The 16,079-nt window shown below is 72.7% G+C and carries 12 protein-coding genes; 3 read left to right on the top strand and 9 right to left on the bottom strand.

Features of this window, described 5'->3' with window-relative positions; genetic code table 11:
- Positions 1-119 precede the first annotated feature (119 nt).
- Genes ACQSSQ_RS00395 through ACQSSQ_RS00370 form a run of 6 tightly spaced genes read right to left on the bottom strand, consistent with a single transcriptional unit; the run spans position 120 to position 7,908 of the window.
- Positions 120-1,277, bottom strand: coding sequence for a DNA polymerase III subunit delta' (locus tag ACQSSQ_RS00395; RefSeq protein WP_431325048.1), 1,158 nt, complete (start codon positions 1,275-1,277; stop codon positions 120-122).
- On the bottom strand, positions 1,274-3,634 hold the full coding sequence (tmk, locus tag ACQSSQ_RS00390; protein WP_431325047.1) for a dTMP kinase: 2,361 nt from the start codon (positions 3,632-3,634) through the stop codon (positions 1,274-1,276). Before tmk ends, ACQSSQ_RS00395 begins: the two co-directional genes overlap by 4 nt.
- Positions 3,635-3,659: 25 nt before the next feature.
- Positions 3,660-4,862 (bottom strand): low temperature requirement protein A, encoded by a 1,203-nt coding sequence (locus ACQSSQ_RS00385; protein WP_431325046.1) that lies wholly within the window; start codon positions 4,860-4,862, stop codon positions 3,660-3,662.
- A gap of 3 nt (positions 4,863-4,865) precedes the next feature.
- Positions 4,866-6,125: an FAD-binding oxidoreductase gene (locus ACQSSQ_RS00380; RefSeq protein WP_431325045.1), complete on the bottom strand. Its 1,260-nt coding sequence runs from the start codon at positions 6,123-6,125 to the stop codon at positions 4,866-4,868.
- Positions 6,122-6,946 (bottom strand): ABC transporter permease, encoded by an 825-nt coding sequence (locus ACQSSQ_RS00375; RefSeq protein ID WP_431325044.1) that lies wholly within the window; start codon positions 6,944-6,946, stop codon positions 6,122-6,124. Before ACQSSQ_RS00375 ends, ACQSSQ_RS00380 begins: the two co-directional genes overlap by 4 nt.
- Positions 6,943-7,908, bottom strand: coding sequence for an ATP-binding cassette domain-containing protein (locus tag ACQSSQ_RS00370; RefSeq protein WP_431325043.1), 966 nt, complete (start codon positions 7,906-7,908; stop codon positions 6,943-6,945). The genes ACQSSQ_RS00375 and ACQSSQ_RS00370 overlap by 4 nt, the downstream gene beginning before the upstream one ends.
- Positions 7,909-8,099: 191 nt before the next feature.
- Here ACQSSQ_RS00370 and ACQSSQ_RS00365 point away from each other — a divergent pair, with 191 nt between their 5' ends.
- The 3 genes from ACQSSQ_RS00365 to ACQSSQ_RS00355 are packed head-to-tail and all read left to right on the top strand — an operon-like array spanning position 8,100 to position 10,976.
- The gene (locus ACQSSQ_RS00365; RefSeq protein WP_431325042.1) at positions 8,100-8,885 is read left to right on the top strand and encodes a sensor histidine kinase; all 786 of its coding nucleotides are present in this window, start codon (positions 8,100-8,102) and stop codon (positions 8,883-8,885) included.
- Positions 8,882-9,550: a response regulator gene (locus ACQSSQ_RS00360; protein ID WP_431325041.1), complete on the top strand. Its 669-nt coding sequence runs from the start codon at positions 8,882-8,884 to the stop codon at positions 9,548-9,550. The genes ACQSSQ_RS00365 and ACQSSQ_RS00360 overlap by 4 nt, the downstream gene beginning before the upstream one ends.
- Positions 9,551-9,590: 40 nt before the next feature.
- Positions 9,591-10,976, top strand: coding sequence for a flavin monoamine oxidase family protein (locus ACQSSQ_RS00355; protein ID WP_431325040.1), 1,386 nt, complete (start codon positions 9,591-9,593; stop codon positions 10,974-10,976).
- A 2-nt stretch (positions 10,977-10,978) separates the two neighbouring features.
- Here the strand turns inward: ACQSSQ_RS00355 and ACQSSQ_RS00350 are convergent, their stop codons facing one another.
- From ACQSSQ_RS00350 to ACQSSQ_RS00340, 3 genes are all read right to left on the bottom strand, one after another.
- A complete protein-coding gene (locus ACQSSQ_RS00350) occupies positions 10,979-11,647 on the bottom strand; it encodes a hypothetical protein (RefSeq protein ID WP_431325039.1) in 669 nt (222 codons plus the stop codon).
- Positions 11,648-11,649: 2 nt separating this feature from the next.
- Positions 11,650-14,346 (bottom strand): type I DNA topoisomerase, encoded by a 2,697-nt coding sequence (gene topA, locus ACQSSQ_RS00345; RefSeq protein ID WP_431325038.1) that lies wholly within the window; start codon positions 14,344-14,346, stop codon positions 11,650-11,652.
- 191 nt (positions 14,347-14,537) lie between these two features.
- Positions 14,538-16,022: a DUF7059 domain-containing protein gene (locus ACQSSQ_RS00340; RefSeq protein WP_431325037.1), complete on the bottom strand. Its 1,485-nt coding sequence runs from the start codon at positions 16,020-16,022 to the stop codon at positions 14,538-14,540.
- Positions 16,023-16,079: the final 57 nt, after the last annotated feature.

The raw sequence follows: 16,079 nt of genomic DNA, 5'->3' as shown, positions 1-16,079 counted from the left end.
GGGACTCCCTCCGGACGCGTGGACTCGGACCGTGGAGCCACCGTACGGGAGATTCCTGACGAGCGGCTGAGACCGTCCACAGGCTCGGCGCGTCCGGCCCGACCGGCTGGGGACGCGGGTCAGACGCGCAGGGCCAGAAGCAGGTTCTCGAGGGCGAGCTGGGGGGCTGCGTTGGCCTCGAGCGCCTCGCGGCAGGCGAGGATCGCCTCGATCCGTGCGAGCGTCTGCTCCGGGGTGCCCTTGCCGGCGAGGCTCCGGACACTGTCGGCGACGTCGGCGTTGACCAGCTCGGCACCTGGGGCGGTCTGCGACGCCAGGACGTCGCGGTAGAAGGAGAGCAGGTCGATCAGGACACCGTCGATGGAGTCGCGCGCGATGCGGGTACGACGCCGCTTCTGGTCCTTCTCGAGCGCCGCGAGCCGCCCCGCGTAGCCGGCCGGCCGTCGCCCCCTGTCCTCGACGCCGAACTCCATCTTGAGCGCGTCGCGCTCGCTGTCCTCCAGCCGCTCCGCGACCTCGTCGGCCTGCGCCTGCGCCGTCTGCGTGATGGTCGCGGCGGCGTCGAGGCACGCACCCAGGGACGTCAACGAGCCCGGGATCGCGAGCACGGCGCGTCGGCGCTCACGCACAGGCTCCTTCGTCGCGAGCGCGCGGGCCCGTCCGACGTGTCCTTGCGACGCTCGCGCGGCCTGCAGCGCCAGCTCGGGCGCGACCTGCTCGCGCGCGGTGAGCATCGCGGCGACCGCGGCGACCGGCGGCGTACGGAGCACGACCTGCCGCGACCGCGAGCGGATCGTCACGATGACGTCCTCCGCCGTCGGCGCGCACAGCATCCACACCGTCCGGGGAGGGGGCTCCTCCAGGCTCTTGAGGAGGGCGTCGGCCGCCTTCTCGGTGAGCCGGTCGGCGTCCTCGACCACGACCACCTGCCAGCGCCCCTGCGCCGGCCGCATGGCGGCGAGGCGCACCTGCTCCCGCACCTCCGCGACGTCGATGCTCAGGCCGTCGGTGCTCACCAGGGACACGTCCGGGTGCGCACCTGAGAGAGCCGTGCGGCACGCCTGGCACGCTCCGCAGCCACCGGTCTCGCACTGCAGCGCGGCCGCGAACGCGCGGGCGGCATTGGACCGGCCGGACCCTGGCGGCCCGGTGAACAGCCACGCGTGGGTCATCGCCGGGCCGGGACCTCCGTCCAGGCGCTCCTGCGCCGAGGCGGTCGCGGCCTGGAGCATCGCGACCACGCTGTCCTGGCCCACCAGGTCGTCCCAGACCGTCATCGCTTGTCCTGAGTAGAGCGAGCCTGCGAGCTCGTATCGAAGGGCTTGTCCTGAGTAGAGCGAGCCTGCGAGCTCGTATCGAAGGGCCCGTCCTGAGGAGAGCGAGCCTGCGAGCTCGTATCGAAGGGCCCGTCCTGAGTAGAGCGAGCCTGCGAGCTCGTATCACCGGCGTCCTCGGCGTCGGCGTACGCAGGATCGGTGCCGTCGGCCTCCCCGAACTCGTTGAACGCCTCCTCGAAGGTCTCGACGCGCTCCTGCAGCTCGGAGGGGTCGACCGGCGACTCGACCACGACAGCGGCTTCGATCGTCTCCGGCCGGTCGAACGGCGATCCCGGCGGCGGCGGGCGCATCGGCTCGATCACGCGCTCGACGTGCCCGAGGAGCGGCTGCACCCGGTCGAGGACCGCGTCGGCGATGTCGACGATGCCGCGATCGGCGCGCACCACCATGTAGTGGTCGCGGTCCTTGGACGCGAGCTCGAGGAACGTCTCGCGCACCCGCACGTGGAACTCGACCGGCTCGGCCTCGAGACGGTCGGCCTCGGCGAAGCGGGAACGGCCCAGCGTGGGGTCGACGTCGAGGAGAACCGTCAGGTGAGGACGCAGCCGCGACGTGGCCCACCGCGCCACCGACTCGACCTCCTCGAGCTCCAGCCCGCGCCCGCCGGCCTGGTAGGCGAGGGTCGAGTCGACGTAGCGGTCGGTGATCACCACCTCGCCGCGCGCCAGGGCCGGGTTGACCACCTGCTCGAGGTGCTCGGCCTTGTCCGCGGCGTACAGGAGCATCTCCGTGCGCGGCGACAGCTCGCCCGTCGCGGGGTCGAGCACGATGGCGCGGACGGTCGCGCCGACGTCGGTCGCGCCGGGCTCGCGGGTGAGCAGCACCCGGAAGCCGTCGGCCCGCAGCGCCTCGGCGAGCATCCACGCCTGGGTGGACTTGCCGGCACCCTCACCACCCTCGAAGGCGATGAAGAGCCCGCTCGTCGAGTACGACGGGGCGGTCGCCGGGTCCTGCTTGAGCTCGGCCAAGAGCGACAGCCCGTGCCGGTCGTTCATCTGGCGGAAGGAGATCAGGCCGAACCCGATCGCGATGACGGCGGCGACGAGGATCGTGATCTGCGAGCCGGTGTAGACGTAGTCGCCGAGGTCGCGCAGCCCGATCACGTGGGTGCCGATGAGGCCCGCAACCAGCGGGGCGATCGCGAGCACCGCCGAGAGGACGAGGCGCACCAGCGTCTGGACGAACGCGAAGGTCCGTCCTCGCATCTCCTCGTCGACCTCCAGGCCGAGCAGCGTGTAGCCGGTGATCCAGGCGACTCCGGCGCAGAAGCCGACCAGCGCGACGAGGATCGTCACGAGCGCCATGTTGTGCACGACCGCGACGACGAGGAGGCCGACCCCGGCCCCGACCAGCGACACGCCGAAGATGCGCGGGCGGCTGACCTGTCGGAGGACCTTCGGCCCGCGCCACATGCCGAGCCCGAGCCCGAGGAACACCGCACCGAAGAGCGTGCCGTATCCCGGGTCACCCGCACCGAGGTCGCCCACGAAGACGCGCCCCAGGCCGATGACGACCCCGCCGCACCCGAACGCGCCGACGATGCCGAGGACGAGCCCGCGCACGAGCGGCGTGCGGAACACGTACGCCCAGCCGTCGGCGATCGTGCGCCAGACCCCGACCTGCTGGTCGACCGCCGCACCCTCGGGGATGTCACGGGCGCCGAGGAACACGACACCGCCGAGCGCGAAGAGGACGGCGACGAGATACATCGTGGGGTCGACGTCGGGGACCGAGATCGGGAAGAAGCCGTCGACGGCCTTCGTGAGCCAGGTCGAGACGATGAAGACGAGCGCCGCCGGGAGCGCGGACCCGTACGTGGTGGCGAGGTTGAGGCGGTTGGCGTCCTCGAGGTTCTCCCGCGGGACGAGGGTCGGGACGGTCGCGTCCTTGGTCGGCATCCAGACCGCGTTGACCGCCTCGATCAGCACCGTCGCCACGATCAGCCACCACAGGGTGCCGACCAGCGGGATGCTCGCGAAGATGCCGGCCCGCAGGAACAGACCGGTGGTGAGCGTGACCCGGCGGTCCATCCGGTCGGCGACGTAGCCGCCGAACGGGCCGATGATGAGCGCCGGCGCGAGCCGGGCGAACAGCACGGCCGCGATCGCGAAGTTCTTGCCGGCGTAGCTGTCGGACAGCGTGTTGGCGAACGCCGTCAGAGCCAGCAGCCCGATCCAGTCGGCCAGCGACGCCAGCCCGAGCGCGGCCCAGAACCGACGGAACACCGGGATCCGCATCACCGTGCGGATGCCGCTCACGTCGGTGTCGGCTTGGGCTCCTGCCGGATCGTAGGCCACCGGCTCAGACTATCCACCCGGACCGTCACTCCGGCTCCGGCGCAGCCCTGAGCCGACCCCGAGGTGACGTGGCGTACAGGTCGGTGACCAGCAGGACGACGCACACGAGACCGACCCCGATCTCCGGTGCGGATGTCGGGACGAGGAGCAGGACGGCGACGACGGCGACGCCCCAGCGCACCGCGGCGGCGACGGAACGGTCCTCCGGGCGCACCTTGACGACCCAGAACGCCGCGAGCAGGACGGCCACGGCGACGCACAGCAGCGTGGCGCTCGGGCGGGACTCGACGACGTGACCGTGCACCAGCTCGCGCTCCCAGTAGTCGACCCGCGCCGCGAGAGCGGCCCCGATCGCCGCCGCCGACGCGAACACCGCGTAGTGGCCGAACCCCCAGACGTACTCCGCTCCCGTCCCTCGCGCGCGCTCCAGCGAGTCCGCGGAGTCGCGGGCGAAGTACAGCCACCACACCGAGAACACGATGAGGATGCCGCCGACGACGACGTACACGAGGCCCCGCTGCACGTCGTGCTCGTCGACCGACTGCTGGATCGCCAGCGTGACCGACAGGATCGTCTCGCCGAGCACGATGATGAAGAACAGCCCGTAGCGCTCGGCGATGTGGTGGGCGTGCCAGCGGGTCTGGTTCGGCCGCTCCGCCCACACCGGCACGGCCAGCTCGCAGACGACCAGCAGCGCGAACTCCGGCACGGCGACCTCGCGCGGGGTCACGAGGTAGACGACCCACAGCAGCTGGACGACCGTGATGCCGACCGCGTACCGCAGGCAGGTCCGTCGGTGCTCGGGATCGCCCGCCGCCGCGCGCAACCACTGGATCACCAAGCCGATCCGCATGATGACGTAGCCGACGACGATGAGCACGAAGTCGCCGTCGTACATCCGCGGGATGCCCGCGGCGAGCACGAGCGACCCGAGGATCTGCAGGATCGTGAGCAGCCGGTACGCGACGCCGTCGTCGTCGTACGCCGACGCGAACCACGCGAAGTTGAGCCACGTCCACCAGATCGCGAAGAACACCATCGCGTAGCGGAGCAGGCCCTGGCTCAGGTCGCCCTCGGTCGTGGCGTGGTGCAGCTGCGTCGCCGCCTGGGCCACCGCGACCACGAAGCACAGGTCGGTGAGCAGCTCCAGCGGGGTCGCCGCACGGTGCTGCTCACCGGGGTCGCGCGCGCTCAGCGCGGACAGCCGCAGGCTCGGGATGCTCGCCACGCGCTACAGCGTAGGGGCGACCTCCCGGTCCGGCACCACGTTGTGGTTGCGGCGGAACAGGTTGTCGGGGTCGTACGCCCGCTTCACCTCGGCCAGCCGCGCGTACGTCGCCGGCGGGTACACGCGTGCGACCGCGTCGGGCGTCGACTCGTCGAGGAACCCGACGTAGGAGCCCGTCCCGTGCCGCGCCACGGCGTCCCATTCGTCGGCCGGTCCGTCCAGGGACGGCGTCGGGGCACCGGGCGGTGCCATCCGCGCCGCGATCACCATCGCCTCCGCGTCGCGGTGCGCGAACGCGGTGGCCTCGGGTGCGACCCAGTCGACGGCCCCGCCCAGGCCACGCAGCGAGACGACCGTGGGTGCCCCGGAACGGAGCGCGAGCGCGGCGTCGAGGCAGGCGTCGGACAGCGTCGGGACCAGGGTGTTGCGCATGGCGACCTGCATCCCCGGGGGCATCTCGTGCTCCTCGAGGACGTCGGCGTAGGGGACGACCGCCGTGTCGTCGGCGACGACGCGCGCCAGCGTCCGGAGCCCTGCGGTGGCCTGGTCGGCAGCGCCGCGGTCCGGTTCGGAGAAGCACCAGCGGACCACGGTCTGAGCGGGGCCCATCGGCGTCTCCGGCACGAGGGCCACGACCGTGGTCAACCGGTCGTCGCTCGTCCGCAGGTGGTCACGCCACCCACGCAGGACCGCGCCGGGGTCGGCCGCGTCGTACGCGATCGTCCCCGTCACGACGTCGCTGACCCGCGCGGCGACGAAGTCGAGCCTGGTGACGACACCGACGTTGCCGCCACCACCGCGCAGCGCCCAGAACAGGTCCGGGTCGTGACCGGCGTCGACGGTGCGGACGCGCCCGTCCGCTGTGACGATCTCAGCGGCGACGACGGAGTCGATGGCGAGCCCGTACCGACGGACCATCCAGCCGATCCCGCCCCCGAGGGTCAGCCCGCCGACGCCGACGCTCGCGGTGTCGCCGGCCGTGATCGCCAGTCCGTACGGCGCCAGACGCTGGGCGACCATCCCCCAGGTGGCGCCCGTGCCGATGCGGACCAGTCCCCGCGACCGGTCGACGACGGCCATGCTGTGCAGGCCGCGCAGGTCGAGCAGCAGGCCTCCGCCTGCCGTGCTGTGGCCGGCGATGGAGTGGCCGCCGCTCCGGACGGTCAAGGGAGCGCCGGTGTCGCGAGCGTGGTGGATCGCTCCCGCCACGTCGGCGGAGGTGCGGGCGTGCACCACGGTGTCGGGTGTGCCGTACGAGGTCATGCTGTTCTCCTTCGGTAGAGGTGGAACGTGAGTGGGGCGAAGACGGCGACGACCGCGGCGGACGACACGAGGACCCAGGCGATGTCGCCGAGGTCCGCCGTGCCGGCGAACAGCTCGCGCTCGGCCGTGATGAGGAGGCTGACCGGGTTGGCGTCGACCCAGGCCGCGAGCCAGTCGGGCATGGTGTCGGGATCGACGAACGCGTTGCTCGCGAAGGTCAGCGGGAACTGGATGAGGAAGCTCAGCATCGAGACCGCCTGCGGCGACCGGGCGAGAAGGCCGATCGTCGCCCAGAGCCAGGACAGCGCGTACGCGAAGACGAGCGCGAGCACGACCCCGGCGACCACCCCGACGCTTCCGCCCTCGGGCCGCCACCCGAGGAGCAGCCCGAGCACCACGACGAGGGCGGCGGCCACCAGGTAGCGGCCGACGTCGCCGAGGAGGGTCCCGACGACGTGCGCGGCCTGCCAGACCGGCAGGGAGCGGAAGCGGTCGACGACGCCGGTGCTGACGTCGGTGTTGAGCGCGAGCCCGCCGTACACCGTCATCAGCAGGATCGCCATCACGAGCGTGCCCGGCAGGAGGTACTGGACGTACGACTGAGGGGAGCCCGCGAGCGCGCCACCGAAGAGATAGGTGAACAGCACGGTGAAGAGGAACGGGATCAGGATCGCGTCGGCAGCCTGCTCGGGCGTGTGACGGAGCTTGAGCAGGGAGCGCCAGGCGAAGGCCCGGACCGCGCTCGACGCGCTCGCGGGTGCGGCCTGGTCGAGGGGGCTCGCCAGCACGGAGGTCGGCGTCGCGGGGACCGTGGCGGTCATGCGAGCACCTCCTCGGCGGTCAGGGCGAGGAAGACCTCGTCGAGCGTGGGCCGCCGCACGTCGAACCCGGCCAGCGCGACACCGGCGTCGTCGACGGCGTCGAGGACCGTCCGGACCGGGACGGTCAGGGGCACCGAGAGCACCGCGGACCCGTCGTCGCCCGCCGAGACCGGTGGGGGCTCACGGCCGTCGACGACGAATGCGAGCGCCTCCGCGGCACGCCGGGCCTGGGCCGCGTCGGGCAGCCGGACCTCGAGCACGTCACCGCCGACCGAACGCTTCAGCGCGTCCGCCGTGCCCGCCGCGACCAGCCGTCCTCGTGCGACGACGGCGATGCGGTCCGCGAGCTGGTCGGCCTCGTCGAGGTACTGCGTGGTCAGCACCACGGTCGTCCCCCGCGCCACGAGCTCGCGCACCACGTCCCACACCTGACGACGGCTCCGCGGGTCGAGGCCGGTGGTCGGCTCGTCGAGGAAGAGCAGGCGCGGCGTCCGGACGAGGCTCGCGGCGACGTCGAGGCGGCGTTGCATCCCGCCGGAGTAGGTCCGGACCAGACGTCCCGCCGCGTCCTCCAGCCCGAACGCCGCCAGCAGCTCCTCGGCGCGCGCGACGGCCTCGCGGCGCGAGCGGCCGAGCAGGCGGCACTGCAGGACCAGGTTCTCGGCGCCCGTGAGGTCGGCGTCGACCGACGCGAACTGACCGGTCAACGCGATCTCGCGGCGGACGGCCGCCGGGTCCGACGCGACGTCGTGACCGAGCACGCGCGCCGTCCCCGCGTCGGGCCTCAGCAGCGTCGCGAGCAGCCGGACCGTCGTCGTCTTGCCTGCACCGTTCGGGCCGAGCAGCCCGTAGACGCCGCCGCGCGGGACGGTGAGGTCCAGGCCGTCGACGGCGCGCGTCGGGCCGAAGGACTTCGCCAGCGCCACCGTCTCGACGGCGGGTCCGGCTGGGTCGTCGGACATGTCATGACCTCCTCGTTCGTGGGAGGTTCCAGGCTCGTCCGCAGACCCTGGTCGCGTCGTCGTCCGCGGGGCGGCACTTCCTCCGACGGCGTACGCGGTGCGGGCCGGCGCCGCGTACTCCCTGGGGATGACGTCTCCGGTCCGCCCTGCGGAGGATGTGGCGGTGCGCCGCGGTCGCCTACAGTGCCGGAGTGCGCACAGATCGCGGATGGAGACGTCTCTACATGGCCGGCTGGGCGGTCTCGGCCGTCGTCGGCGCCGTCGCCGTGCACGAGTGGAAGGGCCGGCTCGCCGAGATGCAGGAGCGGCTCGACGAGGCGGAGCGCGTCCGCGACGAGGTCCTGCGCCGACGCGCCGCCGAGGAGCGGCTGCGGATCGCGCGCGAGCTCCACGACTCGCTGACGCACTCGATCTCCGTCGTCACCATGCAGGCGGGCGTCGCCGCGCACCTCGCCCGCAAGCGGGGTGATCCGGTCCCCGACGCGCTGGCTGCGATCCAGGAGGCAGCCGGCGAGGCGTCGCGCGAGCTGCGGGAGACGCTGAGCGTGCTGCGTCGCGACGACCAGGTGAACGGCCACGGGCTGCAGGACCTGCCCGGGCTCGTCGCCCGGACCACCGGTGCCGGTCTCCAGCCGACGCTGACCGTGACCGGCGACCGCGGGAGCGTCCCCGCCGAGGTCGACGCGGCGGCGTACCGGATCGTGCAGGAGGCGCTGACGAACGTCGCTCGCCACGCGGGACAGGTGGCGACGCGGGTACGCGTCGACTACGCCTCCGAGGGAGTGACCGTGAGCGTCGACGACGACGGGGCTGCGGTCACGTCGGCGCCGTCGACGCGTCCAGGGCTCGGGCTGGTCGGGATGCGCGAGCGGGCGGCGGCACTGGGTGGGCACCTGACCGCAGGTCGGCGCGAAGACGGTGGCTTCTCGGTCGTCGCGCACCTCCCGCGCACCGCGACGAAGGACGTCCGCGCGTGATCCGTGTGCTGCTCGTCGACGACCAGCCGTTGATCCGGACCGGCCTGCGGGCACTGCTCGACGCCGAGGAGGACGTCACCGTGGTCGGCGAGGCGGGCGACGGCGCCGAGGCGGTCGCGGTCGCCGCCGAGGCGCAGCCCGACCTCGTCCTCATGGACGTCCAGATGCCGGTCCTGGACGGAATCGAGGCGACCCGGCAGATCGTCGCCGACCCGCGGCTCGAGGACGTGCGGGTCGTCGTGCTGACCAACTACGGCCTCGACGAGTACGTCTTCAACGCGCTGCGCGCCGGCGCGAGCGGGTTCCTCGTGAAGGACACCGAGCCGGCCGAGCTGGTCCAGGCGCTGCGCGTGGTCGCCGACGGCGACGCGCTGCTGTCGCCGGGCGTGACCCGCAAGCTGATCAGCGAGTTCGTGGCCCGCCCCGCCGACGTGGTGGCGACCGACACGGTCGGCGAGCTCACCAACCGTGAGCGCGAGGTCGTCGCGCTGGTCGGGCGCGGGCTGAGCAACGACGAGATCGCCCAGGAGCTCGTGGTGAGTCCCACGACCGCCAAGACGCACGTGAGCCGGGCGATGAGCAAGACGGGCGTGCGCGACCGCGCCCAGCTGGTCGTGTTCGCCTACGAGACGGGTCTCGTACAGCCGCGCGACCGCGACGTCTGACGACGTGCCCGCCGGGGCCCGGCCTGCATAGGATCGACGCGTGGCGAACGTCGATGTGATCGTGGTCGGGGCCGGGGTGTCCGGTCTGGTGACGGCAGACCGCGTCCGCGCGGCCGGACGGAGCGTGGTGGTCCTCGAGGCGCGTGACCGCGTCGGCGGACGGACCGTCACGGAGGCCGTGCCGGCCCGAGGCGACGGCACCGAGGCTCCCGGCACCCTCGACGGTCTGCTCGTCGACTCCGGCGCAGCGTGGGTGGCGCCCGACCAGACGCTGCTGCTGGCCGAGCTCGCGCGCTTCGGGCTGAAGACGACGCCGCAGGAGGGGCCCGGCGACGCCCTCGTCTCGCTGCGCGGCAGGTCGCGCCGCTACACCGGCGAAGCCCGCGCCCTCGACCCGGTGACGACCGCCGACGTGGGCCAGGCGATGCTGCGCTTCTCGGCGGCGGCCGAGAAGGTCGACGTCGCGGCGCCCTGGCGCGGGGAGGCCGCGGACCGCTACGACGCGCAGACGTTCGAGAGCTGGATCCGCCGCACCTGCCTGACGAGCAAGGGACGCGACTACTTCCGCCTCGCCTGCGAGGCCGTGCTGGCGACCGAGCCGCAGAACGTGTCGCTGCTCCACGTGCTCTTCTACGCCCGCTCCGGGGGCGGCCTCCTGCACCTGCTCACGACCGGCGGCGGCGCCCAGGACGCGCGCGTCGTCGGCGGGATGCAGCAGGTGGCGGAGCGCCTGGCCGAGGGGCTCGGCCCCTGGGTCCGGCTGCAGGAGCCGGTGACGACGATCCTGCACGACGAGGACGGCGTCTCCGTCCACAGCGAGTCGGGGGCGACCACGGCCCAGCACGTCGTGGTCACGGTCCCGCCGGCGCTGGCGTCGAGCATCGAGTACCTGCCCGCGCTCCCCCAGGACCGGACGCTGCTGTCCCAGCGCATGCCGCACGGCAGCGTGGTCAAGTGCCATGCCGTCTACCGGCGACCCTTCTGGCACGACGAGGCCCTGTCCGGCGAGATCGCGTCCGACCAAGGCCCCGCGAAGGTCGTGTTCGACACGAGTCCGCCCGAGGGCGGGTACGGCGTGCTCACCGTGCTCGTCGAGGGCGAGGACGCGGTGCGTCTCGGGGCGATGGATCCCGACAAGGCGCGCACTGCGGTGCTGCGCGGTCTCGCGGCCCACCTCGGCCCGAAGGCGATGGACCCCGTCGGCTACCTCGCGAAGGACTGGACGGCCGAGGAGTGGACGCGCGGGTGCTACGGCGCGCACCTGCCGCCGGGCGCGTGGACCCAGGTCGGGCGCGCGCTGCGTACTCCGGTCGGACGCGTCCACTGGGCCGGGACCGAGACCGCCGAGCGCTGGTGCGGCTACGTCGACGGCGCGATCGCGTCCGGGGAGCGGGCCGCCGCCGAGGTGCTCGCGGCCCTCGGCTAGCGTCAGCCCAGCGCCATCAGGCGCTGCGCCAGCATCCCGAACTGCTCCTCGTCCGGCAGCGCGCCGATCTCCGGCCAGAGGTCCGCGCGCCCGAACGGGTCGGCGTTGACCACGGCACCGGTCGGCGTCTCCAGGAGCACCCCTTGGCTCTCGCCCCAGAGCACGCTGTCGAGGTCCACCGGGCCGCCCGGCTCGATCTCCACCTCCGCGTCGCCGAAGACCCCGAAGCTCGTGTCCGCTCCGCCGAGGAACGCGACGTTCGAGCCGGCCGGCGCGAGCTCCCGGGCGTCGGGCTCGTCCCCCGCGACACGGACCGGGACCGCGATCTGGTCGCCCGTCACAAGCCCGCCCTCGTCCTTCACGACCTGGTCGACGTCGACGACCATCACCGCGTACGGAAGGCGGTCCTCACCTCCGCCGCGCTCGGCGAGCACCACGGTCGGCCCGTCCTCCCAGGATGCGACGGTGCCGAGCACCACGACCGGGGTGTGCTTCGCGAGCGCCTCGGGGCTCGCGTACTCCAACCGCTGCCGCTCGCCTCCCGCCAGCGGAGGCGTCGTGGCCGAGACGGTCGGGTCCGGGGAGCCCGCAGCCTTCTCGGGCGCCTCGCCGCCGCACCCGGCGAGGACGAGCACCCCGGCGACCAGCAGCGCGCACGTCGTACGCCGCATGCTCAGGCCTTCTTGGCCGTCGACTTCGCGGCCGTCTTCTTCGTCGTCGCCTTCTTGGCGGCCGTCTTCTTCGTCGTCGCCTTCTTGGCGGCGGACTTCTTCGCCGGCGCCTTGCGGGTCGTCTTCTTCACCGGTCCCTTGGCGCGCTTCTCCGCGAGCAGCTCGGCGGCACGCTGCAGCGTGATCGTGTCGACCTCGTCGCCCTTGCGCAGCGTCGCGTTGACCTCGCCGTCGGTGACGTACGGCCCGAAGCGCCCGTCCTTCACGACCACCGGCTTCTTGGACTCCGGGTCCTCGCCGAGCTCCTTGAGCGGAGCCGCCGCCGCGCGACGGCCGCGCTGCTTGGGCTGCGCGTAGATCGCCAGGGCCTCCGGCAGCGTGATCGCGAAGATCTGGTCCTCGGTCTCCAGCGAGCGCGAGTCCGTGCCCTTCTTGAGGTATGGACCGTAGCGACCGTTCTGCGCGGTGATCTCGTCGCCGCTCTCCGGGTCGGTGCCGACCACGCGCGGGAGCGAGAGGAGCTTCATCGCGTCCTCGATCGTCACGGTGTCGAGGTCCATCGACTTGAAGAGCGAGCCGGTGCGCGGCTTCTCCTTCTTGGGCGTGCCTTCGGGCAGCACCTCGGTGACGTACGGCCCGAAGCGGCCGTTCTTCGCGACGACGACACGCCCCGTGGTCGGGTCGGTGCCGAGCTCGCGGTCCTGCCCTGCGGGGTTGGCGAGCAGCTCCTTGGCCTTGTCGAGCGTGAGCTCGTCCGGCGGGAGGTCGTCGGGCACGTTCGCGCGCTGCATCACGCCGTCGCTGTCGGGTCCCTCGAGGTAGGGGCCGTAGCGGCCGACGCGCAGCGCGATCCCGTCGCCCAGCTCGAAGGTCGCCAGCTCGCGGGCGTCGATGTCGCCGAGCCCGTCGACCAGGCGCTTGAGACCGGTGTCGTCGGCGTGGTCGCCGTAGTAGAACCCGTGCAGAACCGTCGGACGCTGCTCGCGCCCGGCCGCGACCTCGTCGAGGACGTCCTCCATCGTCGCCGTGAACGCGTAGTCGACCAGGCGTCCGAAGTGCCGCTCGAGCAGCCGCGTCGCGGAGAACGCGACCCACGACGGCACCAGAGCGGTGCCCTTCTTGTAGACGTAGCCGCGGTTGAGGATCGTCTGGATGATCGATGCGTAGGTCGACGGCCGACCGATCTCGCGCTTCTCCAGCTCGCCGATCAGGGTCTGCTCGGTGTAGCGGGCCGGCGGCTTCGTGGTGTGCCCCGCCGCGTCCAGCGACTCGACGGTGACGGCGTCGCCCTCGGCGACGTCCGGGAGCCGGGTCTGCTTGTCGTCGGAGTCGGCCTCGGGGTCGTCAGCCCCCTCGACGTACGCCTTGAGGAACCCGTAGAACGTGATCGTGCGCCCCGAGGAGGTGAACACGCACTCCTCGCCCGAGGCGGCGGTCGCCCCGATGCGGACGGTCACGGTGTTGCCCTTGGCGTCCTTCATCTGCGACGCCATCGTCCGCATCCAGATCAGCTCGTACAGGCGGAACTCGTCGCCGCTCAGGCCCGTCTCCGCCGGCGTCCGGAAGGTCTCGCCGGCGGGGCGGATCGCTTCGTGCGCCTCCTGGGCGTTCTTGACCTTCGACGCGTACGTGCGCGGCGCCTCAGGCAGGTAGTCGGGGCCGTACAGCTCGCGCACCTGGGCCCGCGCGGCGTTCAGCGCCGTCGTCGAGAGCGTCGTGGAGTCCGTACGCATGTAGGTGATGTAGCCGCCCTCGTACAGGCGCTGCGCCACCTGCATCGCGCGCTGTGCGCCCCAGCCGAGCTTGCGCCCCGCCTCCTGCTGCATGGTGACGGTGCGGAAGGGCGCGTACGGCCGGCGCGTGTACGGCTTGGACTCGACCGACTGCACCGTGAACGTGCGGTCGCGCAGCCCGTCGGCCAACGCCGCGGCGCGTGCCTCGTCGAGGTGGACGACGTCGGTGCCGGTGAGCTCGCCGTCGGAGTTGAAGTCGCGGCCCTGCGCCACGCGACCGCCGTCGACGGAGAGCAGGCGCGCGGGGAACGAGCGCGGGTCCTTGCCCTCGCCGGCGTCGAAGCGGGCGTCGAGGTCCCAGTACGAGGCGGCGCGGAACGCGATGCGCTCCCGCTCGCGCTCGACGACCATGCGCGTCGCGACGGACTGCACGCGCCCGGCCGAGAGGCCCGACATGACCTTCTTCCACAGCACCGGGCTGACCTCGTAGCCGTACAGGCGGTCGAGGATGCGGCGCGTCTCCTGCGCGTCGACGAGGTCCTCGTTGATGTCACGGGTGTTCTCGATCGCGGCCTGGATCGCCTGCGGCGTGATCTCGTTGAAGGTCATCCGGCGCACGGGGACCTTGGGCTTGAGCTCCTCGACGAGGTGCCACGCGATCGCCTCGCCCTCGCGGTCCTCATCGGTCGCGAGGATGAGCTCGTCGGACTCCTTGAGGAGCTTCTTGAGCTTGGTGATCTGCGCCTTCTTGTCGGCCGGCACCACGTACACGGGCTCGAAGTCGCCGTCGACGTCCACGCCGAGGCGCGCCCACGGCTGCCCCTTGTACTTCGCGGGCACCTCGGCAGCGCCGTTGGGCAGGTCGCGGATGTGGCCGTACGAGGCCTCGACGACGTAGCCCTTGCCGAGGTAGCCGGCGATCTGGGCGATCTTCTTCGGCGACTCGACGATGACGAGAGAGGTCACGGTGCTCGCTGCTCCTGGTCCTGTGCTGTGCCGGCGGGTCCTCACGGACGCGCCGCAGTGCGTCGCAAAGGCGCGACGCGGCCAAGGTAGCGCGTGTCCGCAAGCAACCGTGTACGGGTCCCGCCGTCGTCGTGTCGCGTGTCTCCCGCGTCCGGGACGTCGATCAGCCGTCGATCAGCCCGTCGCGGGCGTCAGCGCAGGTAGCCGTCGGCCACCAGCGTGCGTACGGCCGGGAGCGTCGTCCGGCGCAGCTCGGCAGCGTCCTGCCCGAGGATCTGCGCGAGGGCGTCCAGGATCTGACCGACCGTCAGATCGCCGTCGCAGGCCCCGACGAGCCCGGCCTCCACGGTGTCGAGCTGCTTCGCCCGACGGACGCCGCGCTGGAGGCGGACCATGATGACCTCGGGATCGGCGGCCCCGGCCGGACCGACCGTCTCCTGGACGAGGCCGTCAGCCTGGACCAGGTGGGCCGCGAGCAGGTCCGCGTCGGACGCGTCGGCGTACGCGTCGGTCCGGGCGCCCCACGCCGCGACGTGCGGCCCGATCGGCTGCTCGATCTCGTACGGCCACTCCTCGAGCCGCAGCACCGGCACCTCGCGACCGGCCTTGCGCAGGCTCAGCCAGCCGAACCCGATCGCCTCGATGCCCTGCTCCTCGAACCAGCCCAGCCACGTGTCGTACCGCTGGACGTAGTCGGGCGCACCCTGCAGCCCTGCGTCGGCGAGCCACATCTCGACGTACGTCGGCAGGTCGGCGATCTCACGCTGCAGCACCCACGCGTCGCAGCCCGTGCCGGTCAGCCACTCGGTGATCCGCTCGGCCCACGGCTGCCCCTCGACGTGGACCCAGTTGGCGAGGACCTGGCACCAGCCGCCGGGGTTGAGGTACGACGGGGCCTCCGTGACGATGCGGCGCACGACCTCGTCGCCCGGCAGTCCGGAGTCGCGGTAGACCAGCCGCTCGCCGGTCGCCGGCGACACGACGAACGGCGGGTTGGTCGCGATCAGGTCGAACCGCTCTCCGCGCACGGGCCCGAACAGGCTGCCGTCCCGGACCTCGTACGCCGGTGCCTTCGGGTCGTCGGCGTTGAGGGCGGCGGTCAGCCGGGCCATCGTGAGCGCACGCGGGTTCACGTCGGTGCCGACGACGCGGTCGGCGTGGGTGGCCAGGTGGAGCGACTGGACCCCGCACCCGGTCCCCAGGTCGAGGGCGCTGCCGACGCGGTCGCGCACCGTGAGCTGTGCGAGCGACGTGGAGGCCTCGCTGATGCCGAGGACGTGCTCGGGGCCGACCGTGCGGGGCGAGCCGTCGAGGCCCGGGGTGAGATCGCAGACGACCCACCAGTCGTGCGCGTCGTCCCCGTACGCCCGCAGGTCGACGCGGGCGGCCACCTCTCCTACGGAGCGCTCGAGGATCCCCGCCACCGAGAGCGCGTCGACGAGCCCGGGCAGCGCACGCTCGGCGTCGGCGAGCGGGACCGGGACCTGCAGTGCGAACAGCCGCGTCAGCGTGGACACCGGCGACCCGTCCGTCGTCGCGCGGCGTGCCGGGGTCGTCTCGTTGCGCATGAGCGCGCGGTGGGCGTCGGCGCCGAGGAGCTCGGCGACGCTCTCGACCGTGTACGGGGCGGCACGCAGGGCATCGCGCAGGGCGGCGACGTCGGAGTCGGGGAGCATGCGGTCCAGCGTAGGGGGCGCTCTCTCCTCCCTGCGGGGCGCGGCGGACGTGCCGGA

The organism is Mumia spirodelae, from assembly GCF_050632745.1.
Classification (GTDB): Bacteria; Actinomycetota; Actinomycetes; order Propionibacteriales; family Nocardioidaceae; genus Mumia.
This window is presented reverse-complemented; position numbering and strand designations above follow the sequence as displayed.

What these genes read in the sequence shown, in the direction of transcription:
- ACQSSQ_RS00395 (WP_431325048.1), bottom strand. Translation starts at nt 1,277, where the DNA reads ATGACGGTCTGGGACGACCTGGTGGGCCAGGACAGCGTGGTCGCGATG.
- ACQSSQ_RS00380 (WP_431325045.1), bottom strand. Translation starts at nt 6,125, where the DNA reads ATGACCTCGTACGGCACACCCGACACCGTGGTGCACGCCCGCACCTCC.
- ACQSSQ_RS00375 (WP_431325044.1), bottom strand. Translation starts at nt 6,946, where the DNA reads ATGACCGCCACGGTCCCCGCGACGCCGACCTCCGTGCTGGCGAGCCCC.
- ACQSSQ_RS00370 (WP_431325043.1), bottom strand. Translation starts at nt 7,908, where the DNA reads ATGTCCGACGACCCAGCCGGACCCGCCGTCGAGACGGTGGCGCTGGCG.
- ACQSSQ_RS00350 (WP_431325039.1), bottom strand. Translation starts at nt 11,647, where the DNA reads ATGCGGCGTACGACGTGCGCGCTGCTGGTCGCCGGGGTGCTCGTCCTC.
- ACQSSQ_RS00340 (WP_431325037.1), bottom strand. Translation starts at nt 16,022, where the DNA reads ATGCTCCCCGACTCCGACGTCGCCGCCCTGCGCGATGCCCTGCGTGCC.